This window comes from Methylotuvimicrobium sp. KM1 (assembly GCF_044788715.1).
Classification (GTDB): domain Bacteria; phylum Pseudomonadota; class Gammaproteobacteria; order Methylococcales; family Methylomonadaceae; genus Methylotuvimicrobium.
Map to the genome: position 1 here is coordinate 411,578 of NZ_CP173170.1, position 20,140 is coordinate 431,717.

12 protein-coding genes and 1 pseudogene are annotated in these 20,140 nt (G+C 50.6%); 5 read left to right on the forward strand and 8 right to left on the reverse strand.

Annotation, left to right across the window (positions count from 1 at the left end):
- Positions 1-215: 215 nt before the first annotated feature.
- The 6 genes from ACINK7_RS01920 to ACINK7_RS01945 form a co-directional block, all read right to left on the reverse strand.
- Positions 216-797, reverse strand: coding sequence for an electron transport complex protein RnfA (locus tag ACINK7_RS01920; RefSeq protein WP_404359521.1), 582 nt, complete (start codon positions 795-797; stop codon positions 216-218).
- A complete protein-coding gene (gene rsxE, locus ACINK7_RS01925; RefSeq protein WP_404359523.1) occupies positions 794-1,435 on the reverse strand; it encodes an electron transport complex subunit RsxE in 642 nt (213 codons plus the stop codon). The genes ACINK7_RS01920 and rsxE overlap by 4 nt, the downstream gene beginning before the upstream one ends.
- A 169-nt stretch (positions 1,436-1,604) precedes the next feature.
- Positions 1,605-2,318: an FMN-binding protein gene (locus ACINK7_RS01930; protein ID WP_404359525.1), complete on the reverse strand. Its 714-nt coding sequence runs from the start codon at positions 2,316-2,318 to the stop codon at positions 1,605-1,607.
- A gap of 11 nt (positions 2,319-2,329) precedes the next feature.
- Positions 2,330-3,328, reverse strand: a complete 999-nt coding sequence (locus tag ACINK7_RS01935; protein ID WP_404359527.1) for an RnfABCDGE type electron transport complex subunit D — start codon at positions 3,326-3,328, stop codon at positions 2,330-2,332.
- Complete coding sequence (gene rsxC, locus ACINK7_RS01940) at positions 3,321-4,715, reverse strand: electron transport complex subunit RsxC (RefSeq protein WP_404359529.1); 1,395 nt, start codon at positions 4,713-4,715, stop codon at positions 3,321-3,323. Before rsxC ends, ACINK7_RS01935 begins: the two co-directional genes overlap by 8 nt.
- A complete protein-coding gene (locus tag ACINK7_RS01945; RefSeq protein ID WP_404359531.1) occupies positions 4,666-9,522 on the reverse strand; it encodes a 2-oxoacid:acceptor oxidoreductase family protein in 4,857 nt (1,618 codons plus the stop codon). Before ACINK7_RS01945 ends, rsxC begins: the two co-directional genes overlap by 50 nt.
- 1,421 nt (positions 9,523-10,943) lie before the next feature.
- Between ACINK7_RS01945 and ACINK7_RS01950 the strand changes: the two genes are divergently transcribed.
- Together ACINK7_RS01950 and ACINK7_RS01955 are read left to right on the forward strand one after the other, a co-directional pair.
- Positions 10,944-11,480, forward strand: a complete 537-nt coding sequence (locus tag ACINK7_RS01950) for a GNAT family N-acetyltransferase (RefSeq protein WP_404359532.1) — start codon at positions 10,944-10,946, stop codon at positions 11,478-11,480.
- 146 nt (positions 11,481-11,626) lie between these two features.
- Positions 11,627-12,829, forward strand: coding sequence for a cation:proton antiporter (locus ACINK7_RS01955; RefSeq protein WP_404359534.1), 1,203 nt, complete (start codon positions 11,627-11,629; stop codon positions 12,827-12,829).
- A 254-nt stretch (positions 12,830-13,083) separates the two neighbouring features.
- On the opposite strand, the pseudogene ACINK7_RS01960 reads toward ACINK7_RS01955, so the two are convergent.
- Positions 13,084-13,311 (reverse strand): annotated as a pseudogene (locus ACINK7_RS01960) (recombinase family protein); the annotation flags it as partial.
- A 298-nt stretch (positions 13,312-13,609) separates the two neighbouring features.
- Complete coding sequence (locus ACINK7_RS01965; RefSeq protein ID WP_404359536.1) at positions 13,610-13,732, reverse strand: type II toxin-antitoxin system VapB family antitoxin; 123 nt, start codon at positions 13,730-13,732, stop codon at positions 13,610-13,612.
- Positions 13,733-13,735: 3 nt separating this feature from the next.
- On the opposite strand from ACINK7_RS01965, the gene ACINK7_RS01970 reads away from it, so the two are divergent.
- From ACINK7_RS01970 to ACINK7_RS01980, 3 genes are all read left to right on the forward strand, one after another.
- Positions 13,736-14,062 (forward strand): hypothetical protein, encoded by a 327-nt coding sequence (locus tag ACINK7_RS01970; protein WP_404359538.1) that lies wholly within the window; start codon positions 13,736-13,738, stop codon positions 14,060-14,062.
- 109 nt (positions 14,063-14,171) lie between these two features.
- Positions 14,172-16,871 carry an aconitate hydratase AcnA gene (gene acnA, locus ACINK7_RS01975; RefSeq protein WP_404359540.1) on the forward strand — a complete coding sequence of 900 codons (2,700 nt, stop codon included), beginning with the start codon at positions 14,172-14,174 and terminating at the stop codon, positions 16,869-16,871.
- Between the two features lie 195 nt (positions 16,872-17,066).
- Positions 17,067-19,145 (forward strand): heavy metal translocating P-type ATPase, encoded by a 2,079-nt coding sequence (locus tag ACINK7_RS01980; protein WP_404359542.1) that lies wholly within the window; start codon positions 17,067-17,069, stop codon positions 19,143-19,145.
- The last annotated feature ends 995 nt before the right edge of the window (positions 19,146-20,140 follow it).

The window sequence follows — 20,140 nt, forward strand, 5'->3', positions numbered from 1 at the left end:
TCATTTTGAAGATTCGTGATCGATTCGTTTGCTTTTTGAGCAAACCCGGGTGCATCCGCAATTGCCGCAGCTTAGCCTTTCGGCTAAAACGTCCGAGTCTGAAATGTTCTCGGAAAATGTTTCCCGCCATCGGGACTGCACCCAAACCCAAACCAGCAGCATCGATACTACGGCACTGATTCCAATTATAAATGTCATTAACGGTCCCCCGTGTTTTATGTGCCTAAGCCCGAAAATCCCATAAACGTCAATGACAAGATCCCTGCGACCAATAAGGTCAACGCGGTTCCTTTGACCACATCGGGGACTTCCGCAAATTCCAATTGTTCTCTGATTCCTGCCATCAATATCAACGCCAAGGTAAATCCAATCCCGGCGCCCAAGGCATAAACGAGGCTCTGGCTGAAGCTGTAGGCTTTGTTTGTTTGAAAGAGCGCCAAACCTAAAATCGCGCAATTAGTCGTAATCAGCGGAAGAAAAATCCCCAAGGCTCTAAATAAAGTAGGACTCATTTTCTTGATAAACATTTCCACCAATTGCACGGTGGAGGCGATCACGACGATATAACTGATCAATTGCAGAAAGGGCGCATCGATAGCCACCAATAAGGCATGGATACCATAGGCGCAAATGGAACTGATGAGCATGACGAAGGTCACCGCTCCCCCCATTTTTGTGGCGGTTTCCATTTTTCCCGAAACGCCGAGAAAAGGGCAGATGCCGAGGAAATAGGCCAAAACAAAATTGTTGACCAGGCTGGCATTGATAAATATGCTCCAATAGGATTCGGTATTCATCCTTTCGCTTTTTTGACTTTGAAATAATTGAACACAACCAGCCATAACGCCAACGTAAAAAAGCCGCCTGCCGGCAGGATCATGATGATCCACTCTTGAAACGATTCCGGAAATATCGCGACATCGAACAAGCTTCCATTACCAAGCAATTCCCTGACCGCACCCAGACAAAAAAGCGCTAATACGAAACCGACTCCCATACCCAAGGCGTCCATGATCGATTTGCCTATGGTATTTTTCGAAGCAAAGGCCTCCGCACGGCTCAGTATGAGGCAGTTGACCACAATCAGAGAAATAAATGCTCCGAGGTTTTTATGCAAATCGACGCTGATGGCCTGAATGGCATAATCGACGATCGTGACAAACGTGGCGATAATCAGAATAAAAGAGGCAATCCTGACTTGCTTGGGAATAAAGTTTCTTAAAGAAGCGACCAGTATATTGGACATTAACAGCACGAAAGCCGTCGCCAAACCCATCGCCAGCGCATTTTGAGCGGTATTAGACACCGCTAAAACCGGACACATGCCGAGCACTTGCACGAATACAGGGTTTTCACGCCAAAGCCCTTTGATGAACTCGTCGGTGGAGCTTGGCTCGGCCTTTTTGTCGGTATTATTGCTTATCCGAGTACTCATTTTGAATCCGTATTCACTTTAGGAACGAGCATCAAATAACTTCTTCAAATATTGGAAGGGGGTTCGGTGGCTCGATTGACAGGTGTCGGCAGCAGGGAAAGCTGCCGTCAAGCCTACATGGATGTATTCACGGCGTCCTGTTAAGCGAGTCACCAAACCTCCACAAAGCTTACTGTTTCGAGAAGTTGTTTTGTGCATATTCCTTAAACCTTTCGATTTGATTGTATATCAATGGCACCATGACTGACGAACTTTCACCGATGATATTGCCGATGGCTCTCGAAGAAATAGTTGCGCCGGTGATACCTTCCACTTCCCATGGATTGGATTTACCCCCTTGCTTGACCGGTATCACCTTATTTTGAATCCGAGTCGATTCAGGATCGAGTTTGACCGAAAGCGCTTTGAAGTTAGCCAGAAAGTTTTCATCCTTTTCGATCTTATCGCCCAATCCCGGCGTTTCCTTGCTCTCAAGCACATAAAAACCGACGAGGGTTTGCGAATGGGGATCGTAGCCGTACAAAATCCGAATGACGTCGGCATAGCCTTGGCCGCTGGCCTCGATGGCTACGCCGAGGAATTTACCGGCGTCGTCGTAACCGGCATAGACTACCGGATTTTTTCCATCCGGTGCTTCGACAGGCGTAAAATTCCCGTCCGCTCCCAATAAAAACATCCGTGTATTGCTGATGCCCGGCAAGACTTTGAAAACCGCTTTTTCCAGCGCTTCGGTTCGTAAACGATCAATTCTTTCCTTGGAACCTTCATAGACCAGGACGATAAGCAAAGCACAAAAGATGCCTATACTCACCATCGCAATCAGCATCTTTTTGCTTTCTTCCGAAGAATTGGTTTGACTCGATACAGGGTGATTGGCATTCATGGGTTTACCTTTCAGGTCCCGTAAACTTTAGGACGGATAAGTCGGTCGATGTGAGGCGATAGCGCATTTCCCAATAAAATGGCATACATCACGCCCTCGGGCAGGCCGCCCCAAATCCGAATAACGACTACCAGCAGTCCAATGAAGACGCCATAAATCACAACGCCCAATGGGGTTATTGGGGAACCCACCATATCGGTGGCCATGAATACTGCCCCCAGCATCAATCCGCCTGAGAAAAGCATAAATTCCGGAGAAGGGTAGATTTCCGGATTGATCCAATACAAAATGCCGCTTAAAACATAAACAGAACCCAATATGGCGACAGGAATGCGCCAGTTCATCATCTTGCGGGCAATTAAATAGAGTCCGCCCAATACAATCAGCACGGAAGATGTTTCTCCGATCGATCCACTGACCAGTCCTAAGGCCAAGTCCGCACTTTCGGTAGTGACATGATCGAACTTAAAGGCAGAAAGCGGCGTGGCGCCTGAGACTCCATCCACAATAGGTTTTGCAAACGGAAAGGCAAGCACCGATTCGGACACGCTCGCAAACCTGTCTTCTAAAAAAGCCGGATGCCAAGTCGTGATCGCGACTGGAAAGGCGGCTTGTAGAATAGCTCTTCCGACCAAAGCCGGGTTGAAGGCATTGTAGCCCAGGCCGCCAAAAACGAATTTTCCCAAGGCAATCGCCAATACGCCGCCGATGAAGGTCATCCATAATGGAAAAATCGGCGGTAACGTCAATCCCAACAGCAAACCGGTAATCACCGCCGAGCCGTCAGCAATGGTGCTGGGGCGATTAGACAACCGGCATAATAGATGCTCGGTCAGTACGCAAGCAATCAGGGCGGTGGCAATCACCAAAAGCGCATTGAGGCCGAAGGCATAAATAGCAAAGACCGCAACCGGTAGAAGCGCATAGATTACGTTGCGCATGATCACATCGACGCCGACCCCTTTGTTGATATGGGGCGAACTGCTGATACGTAGGGTTTTGCTAAACATGGGCAACCGCCGATTTTCTTTTTCTGACGATTCCTTTGGCCACTCTGAAATATTGCACCAAAGGAATATTGGATGGGCACACATAGGAGCAAGAACCGCATTCGAAACAATCCATCAGATGGTACTCCTCGGCCATCGTGTCGTAAGCTTCGGATTTTGCCAAGATGCCCAATCGCGAAGGATTCAGGGAAATCGGGCAGGCATCGACACAGGCGCCGCACTTGATACACGGATAGATTTTGTCGTTTCTTTTGACATTTTCATCACCAAACACCACGATGCCGGATGTGCCTTTGACAATCGAGATATCCAAATCGGAGGCCGAAATGCCCATCATCGGCCCGCCCATATAAATTTCGCTGAGGTTTTCTGCGGCTCCGACGTGTTCCAATACAAAGCGTAGCGGCGTCCCGATCGGAATCAGATAATTGCCTTTTTTCTTGACTCCGGGGCCGGTAATCGTGACCACTCTTTCTTGAATCCCTCGACCATGAGGCAACAATCTTCCGATTTCGGCCGTCGTGGCGACATTGACCGCTACGGCATGAACGTCGATCGGAAAACCGCCTGAAGGAACCTCTTTGCCGAGCAATGCCGTAATCAGCATTTTCTCGGCGCCCTGAGGGTATTTGACGGGTACGACTTTGACTTTTACCGGCAAATCAGCCGGAATCCGATCGGCTAAATGATCGGCGGCATCTTTTTTGTTGGCTTCGATACCGATAATGACCTGCTTGGCGTCGGTGACTCTGAGAAGATACCGAATACCGGTGAAAATATCATCCGCCTGTTCGAGCATGACTCGATGATCGGTAGTCAGATACGGCTCGCATTCAATTCCGTTGATGATCAAGTGCTCGCAGAATTTCCCTTCCGGAATTTTCAACTTGACATGGGTCGGGAATGCGGCGCCGCCTAAGCCCACAATACCGGCATCCTGGATGCCTTGTAAAATGGCTTCCGGGCTTGCCGACAAGGGAACAGGCATGCCTTCCACGACTTCTTGTCCGGAAAAAGGGAATGTTTCAAGGTAAATGCCGCTTGCTTTTTGACCTCCGATGACCGGCACGTTGGCAATTTTCCTGACAACTCCGGAAACCGGAGCATGCATCGGAACGGACAGATAGCCGTCGGCCTTGGCCAGTAGCTGTCCTCTCGCGACCTCCTGGCCTTCGCGTACGATAACCTGAGCTGGCTTGCCTATATGCTGCTGCATCGGAAGGACAATCAACGGAGGAAACGGAAACTGCCGGACGGGCAGTTTGTTCGTGTCCTCCTTGTGTTCCGGGGGATGTACCCCATGCTTGAAAGTATTTGAAGAAAATTTCAACACGGCATCAATTGAATTTTTCGCCTCTTTTGATCCATTTCTCGATATCGGCGGCACTTCTATCGGCAGGCAGTCCCGGATGGATCACGCCGGCGGTACATTTTTCAGCCGCCTTGACCAAATCGCTGTAAGGTCCGGCATTGGCATCTTTGATAAAGGCCTTTTTATCGTTGTTGTAAGCGAAGATATTGGGGTTCAGGTTGATGCACTCGTCACAGGCTGTGCAATTCTCCGTTTCAAGCCAAGGCGCCATGCTATCCGCTTTGACTTCGGCGGCGCCTGTTGATGTTTCTGTTTCGGTTTCATCCAATGCCAAGTCCATGATGCCTGAGCCCTCATCACCGGCTAGCTTCATCAAGCCCTTAGCAATCTTGCCGACGACTTCTGCTCGGATTTTGCTTTCCAAATCTTCCACCGGCGTTGCTTTTTCGTCTTTGATGCCGGCAATGGCTTTTAACATGATCCAGAAATCCCTCCTTTCCTCGCAGGACAGTACGATCGTTTTCGAGACCAAAACCCGACTGAGTAGTTGTTTGCTATCCACGGCCCAAATGAACGGAAATTTCCCTTCTCTTTCGGATTCGTCTAGTTTCAGGAAGTCGGCCAAAACCACCATGTTTTCATTCCAGGTATCCCGGGGCGCCTTACGGAAGTGTTTTCTAAACCGTGCTTCGGTCAAGGCAAAATCGGCAAAAGTCATCGCAACTTCCATCGATTTTTGTCTACCGCCTTCGAGGTATTTTAGTTCATAGGTCGGCCATAGCTTGTCCATCGCAGGGTTCCCCTCCAAGTCGAATGCCTCTTGAGGCGTCACGCCTTTGTCGGGGTTGTATCGGAAGATTGGATAGGCTCTGGACTCGACAACCAATTTAGCTTGATGCGCCCCCATGTCGTCACCGACTCCATGTTCGGGTTGGCAGGTGGTGTACAGATTGAACAGCGCGGGTCTTTTCGTCATCAAGCCATCGATGAAGCCTTCGATCATGTGGCTGGTGTTGGCCAACGTGGCTTGCATGACATAGGTATTTCTGTGCGCCATGCCGATCAACCCCATTTCTTTTCTCGGTTCGGATTTGCCTTTCCCGACTTTGCCGAATTGCGCCATGTCGGAGACTTGACCGACAAAACCCGAAGTACAAGCTTGGCCGCCGGTATTGGAATAGACTTGGGTATCGACGACCACTACTTTAATGGGTTTGCCCGAGGCCATCATGCGCGAAAGATTTTGGAAACCGATGTCATACATCGCGCCATCGCCGCCCAACGCGACGACCGGCGGGCACAACTTCCACTCTTGGTCGGAAAACTGTTCCCAATTGAAATAGCTGAAGAATTCGTTATGATCGCGGGGATTGTATTTTCCACTCAATTCCAATTCGGCTTTACGTATCAATTTGAATCCATCAGCCATTTTGGCCATATGACCTTCAAAAATCCCCATGGCCAAGGAAGTACTGTCTTGGAACAAATGATTCGCCCAAGGGAACGGATAGGGATTGTACGGATAAGTACTGCCCCATACCGAGGTACAGCCCGTCGCATTGGTCATGCCCATCGTAGAACGGCCTTTTCCGGTGGCTCCATTGGTATATTTCCAATGCAAGTGTTTCAAACCTGCAATGGTTTGCGTCGTTTCGGTCAACCATTCTTGGTCGATCGGAGAGGAGCCTTTTTCATGCTCCAATCTACGGGCAATCCCGGACATGGTCAGATCCCCGCCCTGCATTTCGGCGACAATCTTGGACATCATATCGGTGTCCGTGACGTTCATCGTATTCATCAATTTGAGTTGAACATGTTTCTCCAGCTTTTCAATCAATTCTTGAAGATAAGCCACATGTTTTTCGACCCGCGGAATCATCAGGGACTCCACCGTGGCCATGAATAGGTGAACAACCGACTTTTCGGAGCAACCCAAACAGGCCCCGTCGCCACTGGCAAAGCTTTGATAGGCGCCTTTATCCAACAAGATAGTTTCCAGAGGACCTATTTTTTCTTCCAAGTCGTCAACGCGATGAAATTTTTTCGGAGTATTCGGAAGGTCGCTCCAAAAGCTCCATTCCTCTCTCAATTTTGCAATTGATTCATCGGTTTGTTTGACCACTCTCAAGGCGTCGTCATCGCAGACTTTGACGCATTCCATACAGCCTTTACAGGTCGTGGGGTTGACAGTGATACTAAATAAACCTCCGCTATTAGCTGCTTTCTTTTCGTGCAGGTCATAGTAGGGCCGAGTCAGCGCAAACTGGAAATCGCCGAGTTCGTCTCGGAACCATTGCAGTTCGGTAGAGAGTAATGAGTCCTTCGATTCTTGTTCGATAACCGCATCGATGGCTTCATTAACCATGTTATTCACCGTGACCCCCTCGTGCGGCTCATTGAACAGCGCACGAATTTTGGGTTCCAGTTGTTTGACGGTTTTAGGAAGAAATTCGAGTTTGTCGTGTTTTCGTTTCACCCGTGTCAAAACCGAATCGAGTACATCCGATAATTCGCTCACCAAGCCGGGAATGGCCGTGTCTGGGCAAACGGTGTAACAATTGCCGCAAGCGGTGCAATTATCGGCCACCCATTCCGGATGCTCAAAGCGAATACCGGTCATATCCCTGAACAGCGATGTCGTTGCAGGCATCACGCTCAAACCGATAAAGGGGTCGGTTAGATTATCGTTGCCTTGGCCGGTCAGATAGAAATTACCGGTCTGCTCCCAAAAACGGTGGATATCGCTGAGTTTGGATTCACTCTGCGGGGTGGTTTTTAGCAGACTTGGAATCGGCGCAATCAATTGCCCACTGGTTTTCTCGGCTTGAGCGCCTAAGACTTTGCTTTTGATTTCGTGGACTTCATCGAATCCGCGCTTCACGACGCGCATGTTGTCATCGACGACCCGCTGACCTTTGCTCCCGAACTTGTGTTGCAATTGTTCTTCTATTGCTTTCAACAGCGCGACATCGCTGAGTCCGGATTTTTCCATCAAAGGGGAGGCCGCGAAAAAACCGCCCTGAAAGGCAATGCCCTGCATCCTGAGCTGTAATTCCGGATCGGTCGCTTCTTCTCTTGCGATTTTGAATCCATCGACATAAAAGACCCGGATGTCATTGTCGATGATCATCTTTTGGTAATGTACCGGGATGTCGGCCCAAACTTCATCGGCGGTTTTCCGCTCGCTTTGAATAATGAAGGTTCCGCCTTTTTTGAGACCCGCCAAGGCATTGGTATGCTTGAAAACATTCGGGTCGGGCGATAGCACCACATCGACGAAATAGTATTCGCAATTGATATTGATCGGTTCGGGCGCGGCGGCAAGATAGTAAGTAGTCGGCTGACCCTTTTTTTCCGAACCGTATTTCGGGTTGGCTTTGATGTCGTAGCCCAAAAGATCGAACAGCGTCATCGCCAGATTTTTACCCGTCGTGATAGCGCCCCAGCCGCCGACTGAGTGAAACCTCACCGTAATGGCGCCCTGCGGCATTAGGTTTGGGTTTTCAGAACCGCGAACGGCCAATTCCTTCACATTCGGGTAAGCCTCTTGAATGGCTTCTTGATGGGTTCTTTGCTTGGGTGTGAAGGCATGCTCCCGGATAAAGTCGATCGACAAATAGAAGAGTTTTTTATGCTTGCCGTTAGGTAGCATGTTTTCTATTGCGCCAATGATGCCTTCCGGTTGAAGATCCCGGCTGCCCATGCCGAAAGAGCCCGAATATAAAGGCGGCATTTCGCTGAACGAATAGGAAGACAAGTCTGGATACGGAATATTTTTCTTGTGCGTGCCGTTTTCGATACATTTGGTAATGACCGCCCGGGTTTCACGCATGATAGGAGGATCTTCCGCCAACGGCTGATCCAGCCTTTCCAAAATGGCGACCCCTTTTCGGCCCTTTAAAACTTTTCCCAAAAGATCCGCCGGGAAGGGTCTGAACATTACCAAATCCACCACGCCGACTTTCAAGCCGCGAGTTTTTCTTAAGTAATCCGCCACCGCTTCGGCACTAGAGACTACGCTACCCTGGCCTACGATCAGATAGTCGGCGTCTTCGGCTTTATAGGTCATGACGCGGGCGTAACGACGCCCCGTTAAGTGATAATATTCCTCGAAAGCTTGGTCGGTCAGTTCTTTGATATGGTCGAAAAAGAATGGACGCTGAGACGCGACGCTTTGCATATAAGCATCCTGATTTTGCACGATACCGGCCATCATCGGATTGTCCACATCCCACACTTCAGGAATACGTCTTCTTTTCGCCCCATAAATAATTCTTTGAGCGGGGGTAGGCGTATCGATGATGTCGTCCGGCCTGCCCAGATACTCCTTGATCAACTCCCGTTCCGGCAATAAAAGGGACTCGATTAGATGGGTGGTCAAAAAGCCGTCTTGTGCGATCACGCCCGGATTCAAGGCCAATTCGGCAATCCTGTGGGAGATGATATTCAGGTCGGCCACATGCTGGGCTTTTTTGGCAAAAAGCTGAAAAAAGCCGGTATCGTCAATCGCATGGTAATCGTCATGTCCCGCATGCACATTGAGAGTGGCTTTGGTCATGGCTCTTGCGCCTATGTTCAAAACATAGGTCAGCCTTTTTCCTACGGCAGCATAGAGCGATTCATGCATATAGGCAATGCCCTGACCGGAGGAAAAATTGGTGGACCTCAAGCCTGTCATGGACAATCCGGCCGTCACGGCAGCCGCGGCATGCTCTCCTTCCGGCTCAATAAAGATGAGAGGGCGGTCGGAAATGTTCAAATGTCCTTTGGCCGCCTCTTCAGCCCAATATTCGCCCATTTGGGTGGAAGGCGTGATGGGATAGGCGCCTGCGGCATCCGAGGATTCGCGTTCGCACATGATGGCGACTGTATTGCCATCCATGGCTACCCTTGTTCCTGGATATTTGAATTGCTTGTTTCTATTTTCCATGACGATATCGCGTAGTGGGATTATGGATAGGTATTTCAGAGTGACTTTTCGACGTATCCTCAGCTAAAACAGTATTCCAATTAAATTTGATTGGCAATGTTTTTTTGGTCGATTAATCAGGCTTCATTCAGCACAACAATAGCATATTTGCCGCACTATTTTGGAATGCTGCTACTAAAATTAAGAAGCAAATAACATGCCTAACTGATGGGGTCTATGGCCTTATCGAATCGGTTTTATTCATTCGGGTTACGCGACAAATAACTTCCCGGGGCTATGGGGCTTAGCCTGGGTTCGGTTGATCGGTTGACAGGCTTGGTACCTAAGTTATTCAAAGTAGTTAACCTAGCGATCATGAAGGTCTGGACATCGCTCGGGCAAATGAAAGAGCGAGGCGTGACGGTGGGGGCGGTCACTCGCCCGGCAGGAAGCCATGAATCCAACGCCTAAATTAGCTAAGATACTTAACTATAGCCAATGAGCTATGGAAGTTAGGCGTTGGATGAATGCGTCCGTGAAGCACAACAATATCACATTTGCTGCACTATTTTGGAATGCTTTGAAATTAAAAGCAAAAATCATACCTATTGAGGGGCTATGGGCGTATCGAATCGGTTTTTTTTCATTAGAGTTTCGCGACAGATAACTTCCTGGAAATATGGAGCTTAGCCTTGGTTCGGTTGCTCGCTTGACAGGCCCAGTGCCTAAAATATCAAAGATAGTTAACCATAGCCAATGGACTATGGATTTAGGTGTTGGGTGAATACGTCCGCGTAGGATTGGCGGCGACTCAAACGCCAATGTAGCGTGAATGCAGATTTTGTATTACGCCATGGATGGCGTGTATTAGGGCTGTATGGGTATAAATCATCGTGGTTCCGACATCGCTGTGCCCAGTAATTCCTGAATAGTGTGAATGTCATAATTGGCTGGCGATGGAATGCCGCAAAGTATGGGCGGTTGCCCGTTTGGTCAATTTAGCATCATTTACTGCACGTTTAATCGCTTTCTGCACCACCGACTCAGGATATGATAGCGCTTACGTTCTCGCGTTTCCGTGACCCATGTTAACGGTTGTCGAGGGGGAAACCACTGCCAAATGAACTCTTTAGCGGCATTTTTATATTTTTTTCCTAATTGATCCGGTAAAAATACACCGGCATAATCGGTTTTAAGGTCGGCTTCATGGAGAGCCGAGACTTTCTCTAATTGTTGTTTTAAGGCAGGAATATATGTTATCCCATATAGAACTACAAGGCTTTCAGAAAGAAATTGACCTAATGAGCGAGTCTAACTGTACAAGATATGCAGATCTAGAAAATAACTTGTTATGTTCAGCAACCAACAAGCATTGAGATATAAAAAGGGAAAGCATGGATTACAAAACCCTCGACAAATCAAAGCAAGAAGAGGTGGCAGGTTTGTTTACTTTTGTATTCACCTCATCAGAGGGAGAAAAGGAAGGTATATTAATTGGCAATCTTTCTTCAGAGTTGGCATCAAGCATCGACAATGAAGAAACAATCTGTTTCGGTGTCTATGAAAATGAATCACTCATAGGCTCTATTTTCTTTACGCGCCTTCAGTTTCATGAACCTATTCAGGTTTACATGCTCGCCCCGGTTGCAGTGAGCACTGAGCATCAGGAAAAAGGTATCGGACAGGCACTAATCAATTATGGGCTTAATGAACTCAAAAAACGCTCTGTGAATGTTGCTGTCACATATGGCTCCCCATCCTTTTATTCAAAGGTGGGGTTTCTGCCACTTTCAGAAAATGTTATTCAGGCACCGCTAAAGCTTTCAATGCCATTCGGTTGGCTCGGCCAATCTTTATCGGGAGGGTCAATTCCAACTATTAATGGACGTCCTGCGTGCGTCAAGGAATTCAATGACCCCGTTTATTGGTAAACAAAATAACATAGCAATCAAATGCACTCGGGCAGCAAAAGCGCCGCTCGTTCCTCGCTCTGCTTTTTTCTGCCGGTTATGTGAACGGTTATGTGTTTCGTCAAATAATGAAGTGATTTCGCGAAGACAAAGATCGAGTAGTCCATATGATTGATTACTTTCACGGCTGGCTATCCATAAATTTTAACCAATCCACACTGAACATTGTTCTGATGGGTGTTATTCTGTCCATCAGCATTTTTGCCGATACTCTGGCTAAACGCACCAGCGTGCCACGGATATCGATTCTGGTACTGGTCGGGGTCGGGATTGCTTTTGTGCAGCAGGTATGCCTGGGCAATCAGAGTGGACCTTTGCTGGACGGGCTAAGTGAACCGCTGATCACGTTAGCCCTGGTTATGGTGGCCTTTCTGCTGGGTAGCGAATTGAAGATCTACCGGCTGCGGTTTACCGGGCCATTGATTCTGGTGATCTCACTGTTCGTGACTGCAGTTAGTGGATTTATGGTTGCCGCCGGTTTACTGATGCTGAAATTTCCCCTTGCAATTACAATCTCGCTGGCTGCCCTTTCAGTCGCGACCGATCCCGCGGCTGTCAGTGAAACCATCAGGGAAAGCGGGGACACCCGCTTACGAGCCAAGGTGTTGCTGGGCATCGTAGCCATCGATGATGCTTGGGGTATTGTTGTATTCGGGCTCTGTATGGCAGTTCTTGGATGGGTGCTGAGTAGCAACGGACAGCAGGCTTTGCTATACGCCTTTTGGGAGCTTGGCGGAGCAATAGTCCTTGGCGTGTTGATCGGCCTGCCAGCGGCTTGGCTTACCGGTCGTCTCCGACCAGGAGAACCGACCCAGGTCGAAGCAATTGCTGTAATTCTTTTACTTACAGGGTTATCCTCATTGCTGGATGTGTCTTCACTTTTGGCGTCCATGGTCGCCGGTGCTATGGTGGCAAACCTCTCATCCCACCATACTCGATCCTTCCGGGAGATTGAGCATATAGAATGGCCGTTTTTGGTATTCTTTTTTGTGCTCTCCGGCGCCAGCATTGATCTGTATAAAGTAGTTGATGTGGTCGGGTTGACAGTCCTTTATATTATCTTACGACTGGCAGGCCGTATGTTTGGCGGCTTTCTCGCAGTGTTGTTTATCAGAGCTGAGCAGAAAACACTCCCCCGCAATATTGGCTTGGCTCTGACGCCACAGGCAGGTATAGCAATTGGTATGGCGTTGCTGGCAGCCGAGCAGTTTCCGGAAGTCCGCGACACCATTCTCCCGGTTGTGGTTTTCTCTACCATTATCTTTGAATCGGTTGGCCCGGTGTTAGTAAGACGGGTCTTGAATTCGTGAACTGTTATTCGTTGTGCGTTGCCATTGAATCGGCTATCTGTTTCATTGGGCTGTTGTTCTGAAGAACATAGAGAGTTTCCTGTTCTTGCTCCTAGTCGTCTGCACTCATAACCGCAAAAGCTTCGCCGGCCCTACGAGTTTCCTTTAGGGGGCATGATTAGTAACTACATGCTCTACAAGGGATCTTAGTTGATCTCTAAGCTGGTTTACGCTAACTGTGTCCAAATTTGACTCCATATGTACGGAAATACCGCCTAGCGCCCAAAGTTACGCAGGTCTTTGGGTATGACCTTCGGCCACTTTGGCCGCTGCCTTTCCAGCATGATTTCCCGCTCGAATTGTGCGACGCCGCCCAAGACGGTCAGCATCAGCTTGCCGGTGGGCGTCTGCGTATCCATGCTCAAGGTTAAGAATGCGCAGGCCGGCCTGCTTTTTTTCAGCGTCTGAATAATGGCCATGAGATCCGCCACCGATCGAGTTAAAGGGTCTAGCTTTTAATTTTGCAGAGGCTAGCAGATGCACATCGACAAAACCGATGTCTAAACCAAACGAGGCATTCGCGTCAATAAACCGTTTGATTTACTCACCGAACGCTACCGGCAAGTTATCCAATAGCCCCAAAAGGGTATAGCGTTGCGGTAAATTACCTAACGCTAATTCACCCCGGACAAACGGATGGCCTAATACCGGCATTGTTACAACTCGGTTTACCGGCGCGGGATGGGCTGCAAATCAGGGGCAATAACGCTTAAGCTGGCTAGGTGCTTGGCGCTCTCGCGTTCAATAAGGGCTTTCAAGGCTTCTTTGATGAGGCTGGATTGTTCTTTTAGATTTGGTTAAGGTTTGGGCTTTTTCGAGTAATTCATCATCTAAAACAACCGTCGTGCGCATAATGGCCTCCATAAAATGTTATCGAATGATGTGTTTTTTTGTGTGGTTAGGCGACCACATGCCTCGAGACATCTGGATTATCACTTGCCCGGCAACGTTAGAGAATTAGAACAATGCATACGGCGTATCTGCCTGACCGGTACCTATCAAGCGCCTAAACCTCAGGCTGGAAACGAGCAAACTGGGTTTCGGAACGAAGCCGGCGATTATTATTCGGCGCAGCAATTGCTGCAAAACTATTGTCGATTTTTGTATGAGCGGCTAGAAAGTTTCGAGGCGGTTGCCCGGATCGTAGGGCTAGATAGCCGGACAATAAAAAAACATCTTCGCTCGGATAAGTGACAGGTTGATTAGGGGGCCGAAGACATCAAAAACGATAAAGCGGTGTTATATCCGGCAGAAGTGTGGTATACAAAAATTAAATTCCCGACTTCGAAAGAGGGTATCCGCCATGAATTTAATCGATCCTTTCGGCGCACGGCAGTTATTGAATCCTGATCGAGCAAGTCCGTTGTCCTATTACTGTCTTGCGAGTTTAGAGTCCGCCGGCGCCGCCGACCTTGCCCGCTTGCCGCATACGATAAAAAGTCTGCTCGAAAGCCTGTTGCGAAACTGCGACGGTTATTCGATCACCGAAGACCATGTGCTCGGACTCGCCGGTTGGCAGGCGCAAGGTTCCAGGCGAGAAATTCCCTACAAACCGGCGCGGGTCATCCTGCAGGACTTTACCGGAGTGCCAGCGTTGGTCGATTTAGCCGTGATGCGCGATGCAATGAGCGAATTGGGCGGCGATCCGAAAAAAATCAATCCGTTCATCCCTTGCGATCTGGTGATCGATCATTCGGTGCAGGTCGATTATTTCGGTAAAGCCAATGCCTTGCCGATGAATGAAGCGGTCGAGTTTCAACGCAATCGGGAACGCTATGAATTCCTGAAATGGGGGCAATCGGCCTTTCAAAATCTGCGCGTGGTGCCGCCGTCCACCGGAATCGTTCATCAAGTCAATCTCGAATATCTGGCTCAAGTCGTCTTTCACAACAAAAACGACAATCTGTGTTATCCCGACAGTTGCGTCGGCACCGATTCGCATACGCCGATGGTCAACGGACTAGGCGTGCTGGCCTGGGGTGTTGGCGGCATCGAGGCCGAGGCGGTCATTCTGGATCAGCCCATTTACATGCTCGAGCCGGACGTGGTCGGAATCAAATTGACCGGAAAACTGCCGCCTGGCGTGACAGCGACCGATCTGGTGCTGCGCATAACCGAGTTGTGCCGGCAGTTCGGTGTCGTCGGTCAATTTGTCGAGTTTTACGGTTCCGGCTTGTCCCAACTCAGTATTCCCGACCGTGCGACCATTAGCAACATGGCGCCTGAGCAAGGTTCGACCGTGAGTTTTTTCCCGGTCGATGCGGTGGCTTTGGGCTATATGCGTCTCACCGGGCGCAGTTCCGAACAAATCGAGCTCACCGAGCGCTATGCCAAGCTACAAGGGTTGTTTCGCACCGACGATGCGCCGGAGCCCGAGTTTACCCGCGCGCTGGAAGTCGATCTCGGCGAAATCGAGCCATCGCTGGCCGGACCCAAGCGTCCGCAGGACCGAATTCCGCTGAGCCAAGTCGGGCCGACTTACCGGCAGACGCTGACCGCGCCGGTCGGCATTCGCGGCATGGGCCTTGCCGAAAGCGATCTCGATCGCTGCGGCGTGGTTTCGAGCCAAGGCGCCTGCGAAACGATCACGCACGGCGCCGTCGTGATCGCCGCGATCACGTCTTGTACGAACACCAGTAATCCCTCCGTGATGCTCGGCGCCGGCCTGGTCGCCAAGAAAGCCGTCGAGAAAGGGCTGAAAGTCAAAAATTATGTCAAGACTTCACTGGCGCCCGGGTCGCTGGTGGTGACCGAGTATTTGAAACAATCCGGGCTGCTGCCTTATCTGGAAGCACTGGGCTTTTATCTGGTCGGCTACGGCTGCACGACCTGCATCGGCAATTCCGGCCCGCTCGATGAAGCGGTGGAAAAGGCTATTGTCGACAATGACTTGGTCGTTTCGGCGGTGTTGTCCGGCAATCGGAATTTCGAGGGCCGCGTGCATCCACTCACCAAAACCAATTATCTCGCCTCGCCGCCGCTGGTAGTGGCCTACGCGCTGACGGGATCGACCGCTGTCGATATATCAAGTGACGCCATCGGCGAAGATTCCGACGGCAAACCGGTGTTCCTGAAAGATATTTGGCCGACGACCGAGGAAATCGATGAAGTCGTTCGAAAATTTGTCACACCGGAAATGTTCCGGGAGCGTTACGCCGACGTTTTCACCGGTACCCAAGCCTGGCAGGCGATCGAGGTTGCAGGTTCGGAGCGCTATCAATGGAACGATCAGTCGACTTATATCAGAAAGCCGCCGTTCTTCGAAGGGTTGAGCGGTGGTCCCGAAACCATCGGCCGTCTCGCCGACATGCGGGTATTGGCGCTGTTCGGCGATTCGGTCACGACCGACCACATTTCTCCGGCCGGGCAGATAGCGCCCGATTCGCCGGCGGCATTGTATTTGCTCGAAAAGGGCGTCGAACGGAAAGACTGGAACAGTTACGGTTCGCGTCGCGGCAACGATCAGGTGATGTGCAGAGGCACATTTGCCAATGTGCGTATCCATAATCTGTTGGTTCCGGGTTCCGAAGGCAATGTCACGATTCATCACCCCAGCGGCGAACGAATGACCTTTTTCGATGCCGCGATGAAGTACAAAGATGCAGGAATACCGCTGTGCATTCTGGCGGGCAAGGAATACGGTTCCGGGTCGTCCCGAGATTGGGCCGCGAAAGGCCCGTTCATGCAGGGCGTCAAGGCGGTCATTGCGGAAAGTTACGAAAGAATCCATCGCAGCAACTTGATCGGCATGGGGATTTTGCCGTTGCAGTTTATGTCCGGCGAATCGGCACAAAATCTAGGCCTGAAGGGCGACGAAATCGTTACGGCGGAGATTGCCGACGACATGGTTCCGCAACAAATTGTCGACGTGACCGCAAGCGCTCCGGACGGGAGCGTTACGTCCTTCAAGGCCGTCAGCCGCATCGATACGCCGATCGAAATTCAATATTACCGAGACGGCGGCATCTTGCGCACGGTTTTGAAGAAGCTGAGGGCTGGTTAACGAAAAGAAAAAAAGAACTCGCCGAGGGGCGTAGGACCGCGGAGAAAAGATGCGAAATCGGTATTACGCTATTCAAGCCGTTTGAGCTGAACACTTCGCACCCGGTGCATTTGAACATAGACACTATGCGCCCTATCGCCTTCGCGCGAGAACGAAATCCATCCATTAAGTAAAAACGGAGGAGGGGTCGCAATCATGAAACATCCGCACGAGCATAGTAAACATCAGGCGCCTCATGCAGGGGCTTCGAAATCTGATAGAAACGACAGCCATTCTCATTCGGCCTACAAAAACCATGCCGGACACGACAAACACGCAGGCCATAGCGTGGAGATGTTTCGGGACAAATTTTGGCTGACGTTGGCGCTGGCCGTTCCGACGCTGATTTGGAGCGAGGGACTGCAGCGCTGGTTGTCGTATACGGCGCCGGCTTTTCCGGGGTCGGGGTATGTCTCGGCCGTTTTCGGCACACTGGTTTATTTTTACGGCGGTTGGGTGTTTTTACAAGGCGGCTGGCGCGAATTGCAAAGCCGCCTGCCGGGCATGATGACCTTGATCTCGCTGGCGATCAGTGTCGCTTTTTTGTACAGCCTGGCCGTCACGTTCGGTTTCAAGGGGCATGCGCTGTGGTGGGAATTGGCAAGTCTGGTGGCGATCATGCTGCTGGGGCATTGGATAGAAATGCGTTCGATCTTCCAGGCTCAGGGAGCTCTAAAGGAATTGGCGAAGTTGCTGCCGGATACGGCGCTAAGGCTGGTCGATGGAGATAAAACCGAAGAGGTCACGGTCGACCGCTTGCAGGACGGCGATTTGTTGTTGATCCGTCCCGGTGCTGCGGTTCCGGCCGACGGCGTCGTCAAAAGCGGTAAGAGTTCGGTCAATGAGGCATTGATTACCGGTGAATCCGAGCCGGTGACGAAAGGCGAGGGCGATGAAGTGATTGCCGGCACGGTCAACGGCGAAGGCTCCTTGCGCATCGAAGTCACCGGCACCGGAGATAAGACCGCTTTGGCCGGTATCATGCGCTTGGTCGATCAGGCTCAAACTTCGCGCTCCCGGGCTCAGGCCTTGGCGGACCGCGCGGCGTTTTATCTGACGCTGGTCGCGATCGTTTCAGGCGCTTTGACATTCATTGCGTGGACTCTGGTCGGCGCGACGACGGATTTTACCGTGACGCGGGTTGTGACGGTTTTGGTCATTGCCTGTCCTCATGCCTTGGGGCTTGCTGTGCCGCTCGTGATTGCGATTTCGACGACATTGGGTGCGCGCGGCGGATTGTTGGTGCGCGATCGCCGGGGATTGGAGGAGGCGCGTAATCTGGATATCGTGGTATTCGACAAGACCGGCACGCTTACCTTGGGCGAGCACCGCGTCGTCGAAACGATGACGGACGAAGGCGTCGAGCCCGACGAAGCCTTACGTCTTGCGGCGGCGGTTGAACGCGATTCGGAACATCCGATTGCGAGAGCCTTACTCAAGAGTGCCGAAGAAGCCGAAATTGAATGGCCCTCAGCGCAGGAATTTCAGGCAATCCCCGGCCGAGGTGTGGAGGCTGTCGTCGAAGGGCGCAAACTCCAGGTGGGCGGGCCGGCTTTGCTAAACACGCTCGACAGCGAAATACCGCAAGCCCTGGCGAACGCCGCCGACCGCTTTGGCGAATCTGGCCAGGCGGCGATTTATCTCATTGAAGGGGATAGAATTTTGGCGGTCTTTGCGATCGCCGATGCGATTCGTCCCGTTTCCGGCGAAGCGGTGCGCCTGTTGCATGAAGCCGGCATCGAAGTCGCGATGTTGACCGGCGATTCGCAAGCGGTTGCCGACGCTGTTGCTAAGGAATTGAACATCGACACGGTGTTCGCTCAAGTGTTGCCCGAAGACAAGGTAAAGCGTATCGAAGAGTTGCAGGCTCAAGGCAAGCGCGTCGCGATGGTCGGCGATGGTGTCAATGATGCGCCGGCCTTGTTGACCGCCGATGCCGGTATTGCGATCGGTGCAGGCACCGATGTCGCGGTCGAGGCCGGCGATGTGGTCTTGGTGCGTTCGGACCCGCGCGACGTGTCGAGGATCGTCAATCTGAGCAAGGCGACCTATCGTAAGATGGTGCAGAATTTGTGGTGGGCCGCGGGCTACAACATCGTCGCGATTCCGCTCGCGGCGGGCGTTCTGGCATGGGCCGGAATCCTGCTCGCGCCGGCGGTCGGCGCAGTGCTGATGTCGGCCAGCACGGTGATCGTGGCGTTGAACGCCCAATTGTTGCGCCGGGCGGAATTATAAACAAAGGCGCTAACTTAAGGAAATAATGCGTCATTTCGCCGGATATTGTCGGAATCCGGTGCCTGATAGTAATGCTTGCTTCATTTGGATATCGGCAATTCATGCCGATATGATGAATAAAGCCGAAAATGCATCGTAGAATTGGCGCCTATCGGAATTATAAGACCGGAAGTCACACGCGGTTCAACGTAAATATTCAGTTCCCTGGCAATTAGCGTTCCAGCGGTGCGAGACGCTAGAGCGTCTCGGTCTCCATTCCCACTCTGGAGCGTGGGTACGATAGAGGGGATGTGAATATACTCATCGTAGATGAAAATTCGGCCTCGGGGTGCCCGTTAAAGGACGCCGTGAATACGTCCATGTAGGCTCTATGCCAGCTCCATGCTGGCAAAGCCTTTACCGAGCACCCCGAGGCCTCCTCCGGCACTGCCGAAATTTGAAGTGCGAAAGGTATAATTACGGCTCAATTGGCAAGCAAAGGCGCGATGGTTTTAAACACTATTCTTTGGGAATAATAAATAATAACCGGGAGCTCAATAATGAATAAATCAACCTCTTTTACAAGATTGATAATCTGTATTGTTTTTTTATTGGTATTGATTGTTTTACACATAATACCGTTGCCGATATTAGAATCTCTGATGCTGTATATCATGGTTTTCCGTCCCCGTTGGTTTAAAGATTTAATCGATAGTATCTACAATGAATAGTCTCGGCAGAGGCTGTGTCTTAACAGCTAGGGTTTACGTGATAAATAACGTCCTGGAGCTATGAGCTTTGTTGTGGGTTCGGCAACTCACTTGACAGGCCCTGCACCTAATAAACTATCCAAGACAATTATCCATTGTGGATTTTAGGTGCTGGGTGAATACGTCCGCTTAACGGCTGTGACTGATTGCCAAGGATGGCATGAATGCAGATTTTGCAGGAGTTAAAATCTGTCCTGCCGCTGACACTTGTCAATTTAGCAACCGAATCTGCCTGCCCTAAATCAA

Coding starts and splice junctions, on each gene's coding strand:
- ACINK7_RS01935 (WP_404359527.1), bottom strand. CDS start 3,328: ATGTTTAGCAAAACCCTACGTATCAGCAGTTCGCCCCATATCAACAAA.
- ACINK7_RS01955 (WP_404359534.1), top strand. CDS start 11,627: ATGATTGATTACTTTCACGGCTGGCTATCCATAAATTTTAACCAATCC.
- rsxE (WP_404359523.1), bottom strand. CDS start 1,435: ATGAGTACTCGGATAAGCAATAATACCGACAAAAAGGCCGAGCCAAGC.
- ACINK7_RS01920 (WP_404359521.1), bottom strand. CDS start 797: ATGAATACCGAATCCTATTGGAGCATATTTATCAATGCCAGCCTGGTC.
- ACINK7_RS01930 (WP_404359525.1), bottom strand. CDS start 2,318: ATGAATGCCAATCACCCTGTATCGAGTCAAACCAATTCTTCGGAAGAA.
- ACINK7_RS01950 (WP_404359532.1), top strand. CDS start 10,944: ATGGATTACAAAACCCTCGACAAATCAAAGCAAGAAGAGGTGGCAGGT.
- acnA (WP_404359540.1), top strand. CDS start 14,172: ATGAATTTAATCGATCCTTTCGGCGCACGGCAGTTATTGAATCCTGAT.
- ACINK7_RS01945 (WP_404359531.1), bottom strand. CDS start 9,522: ATGGATGGCAATACAGTCGCCATCATGTGCGAACGCGAATCCTCGGAT.
- ACINK7_RS01980 (WP_404359542.1), top strand. CDS start 17,067: ATGAAACATCCGCACGAGCATAGTAAACATCAGGCGCCTCATGCAGGG.
- ACINK7_RS01970 (WP_404359538.1), top strand. CDS start 13,736: ATGTTATCGAATGATGTGTTTTTTTGTGTGGTTAGGCGACCACATGCC.
- ACINK7_RS01965 (WP_404359536.1), bottom strand. CDS start 13,732: ATGGAGGCCATTATGCGCACGACGGTTGTTTTAGATGATGAATTACTC.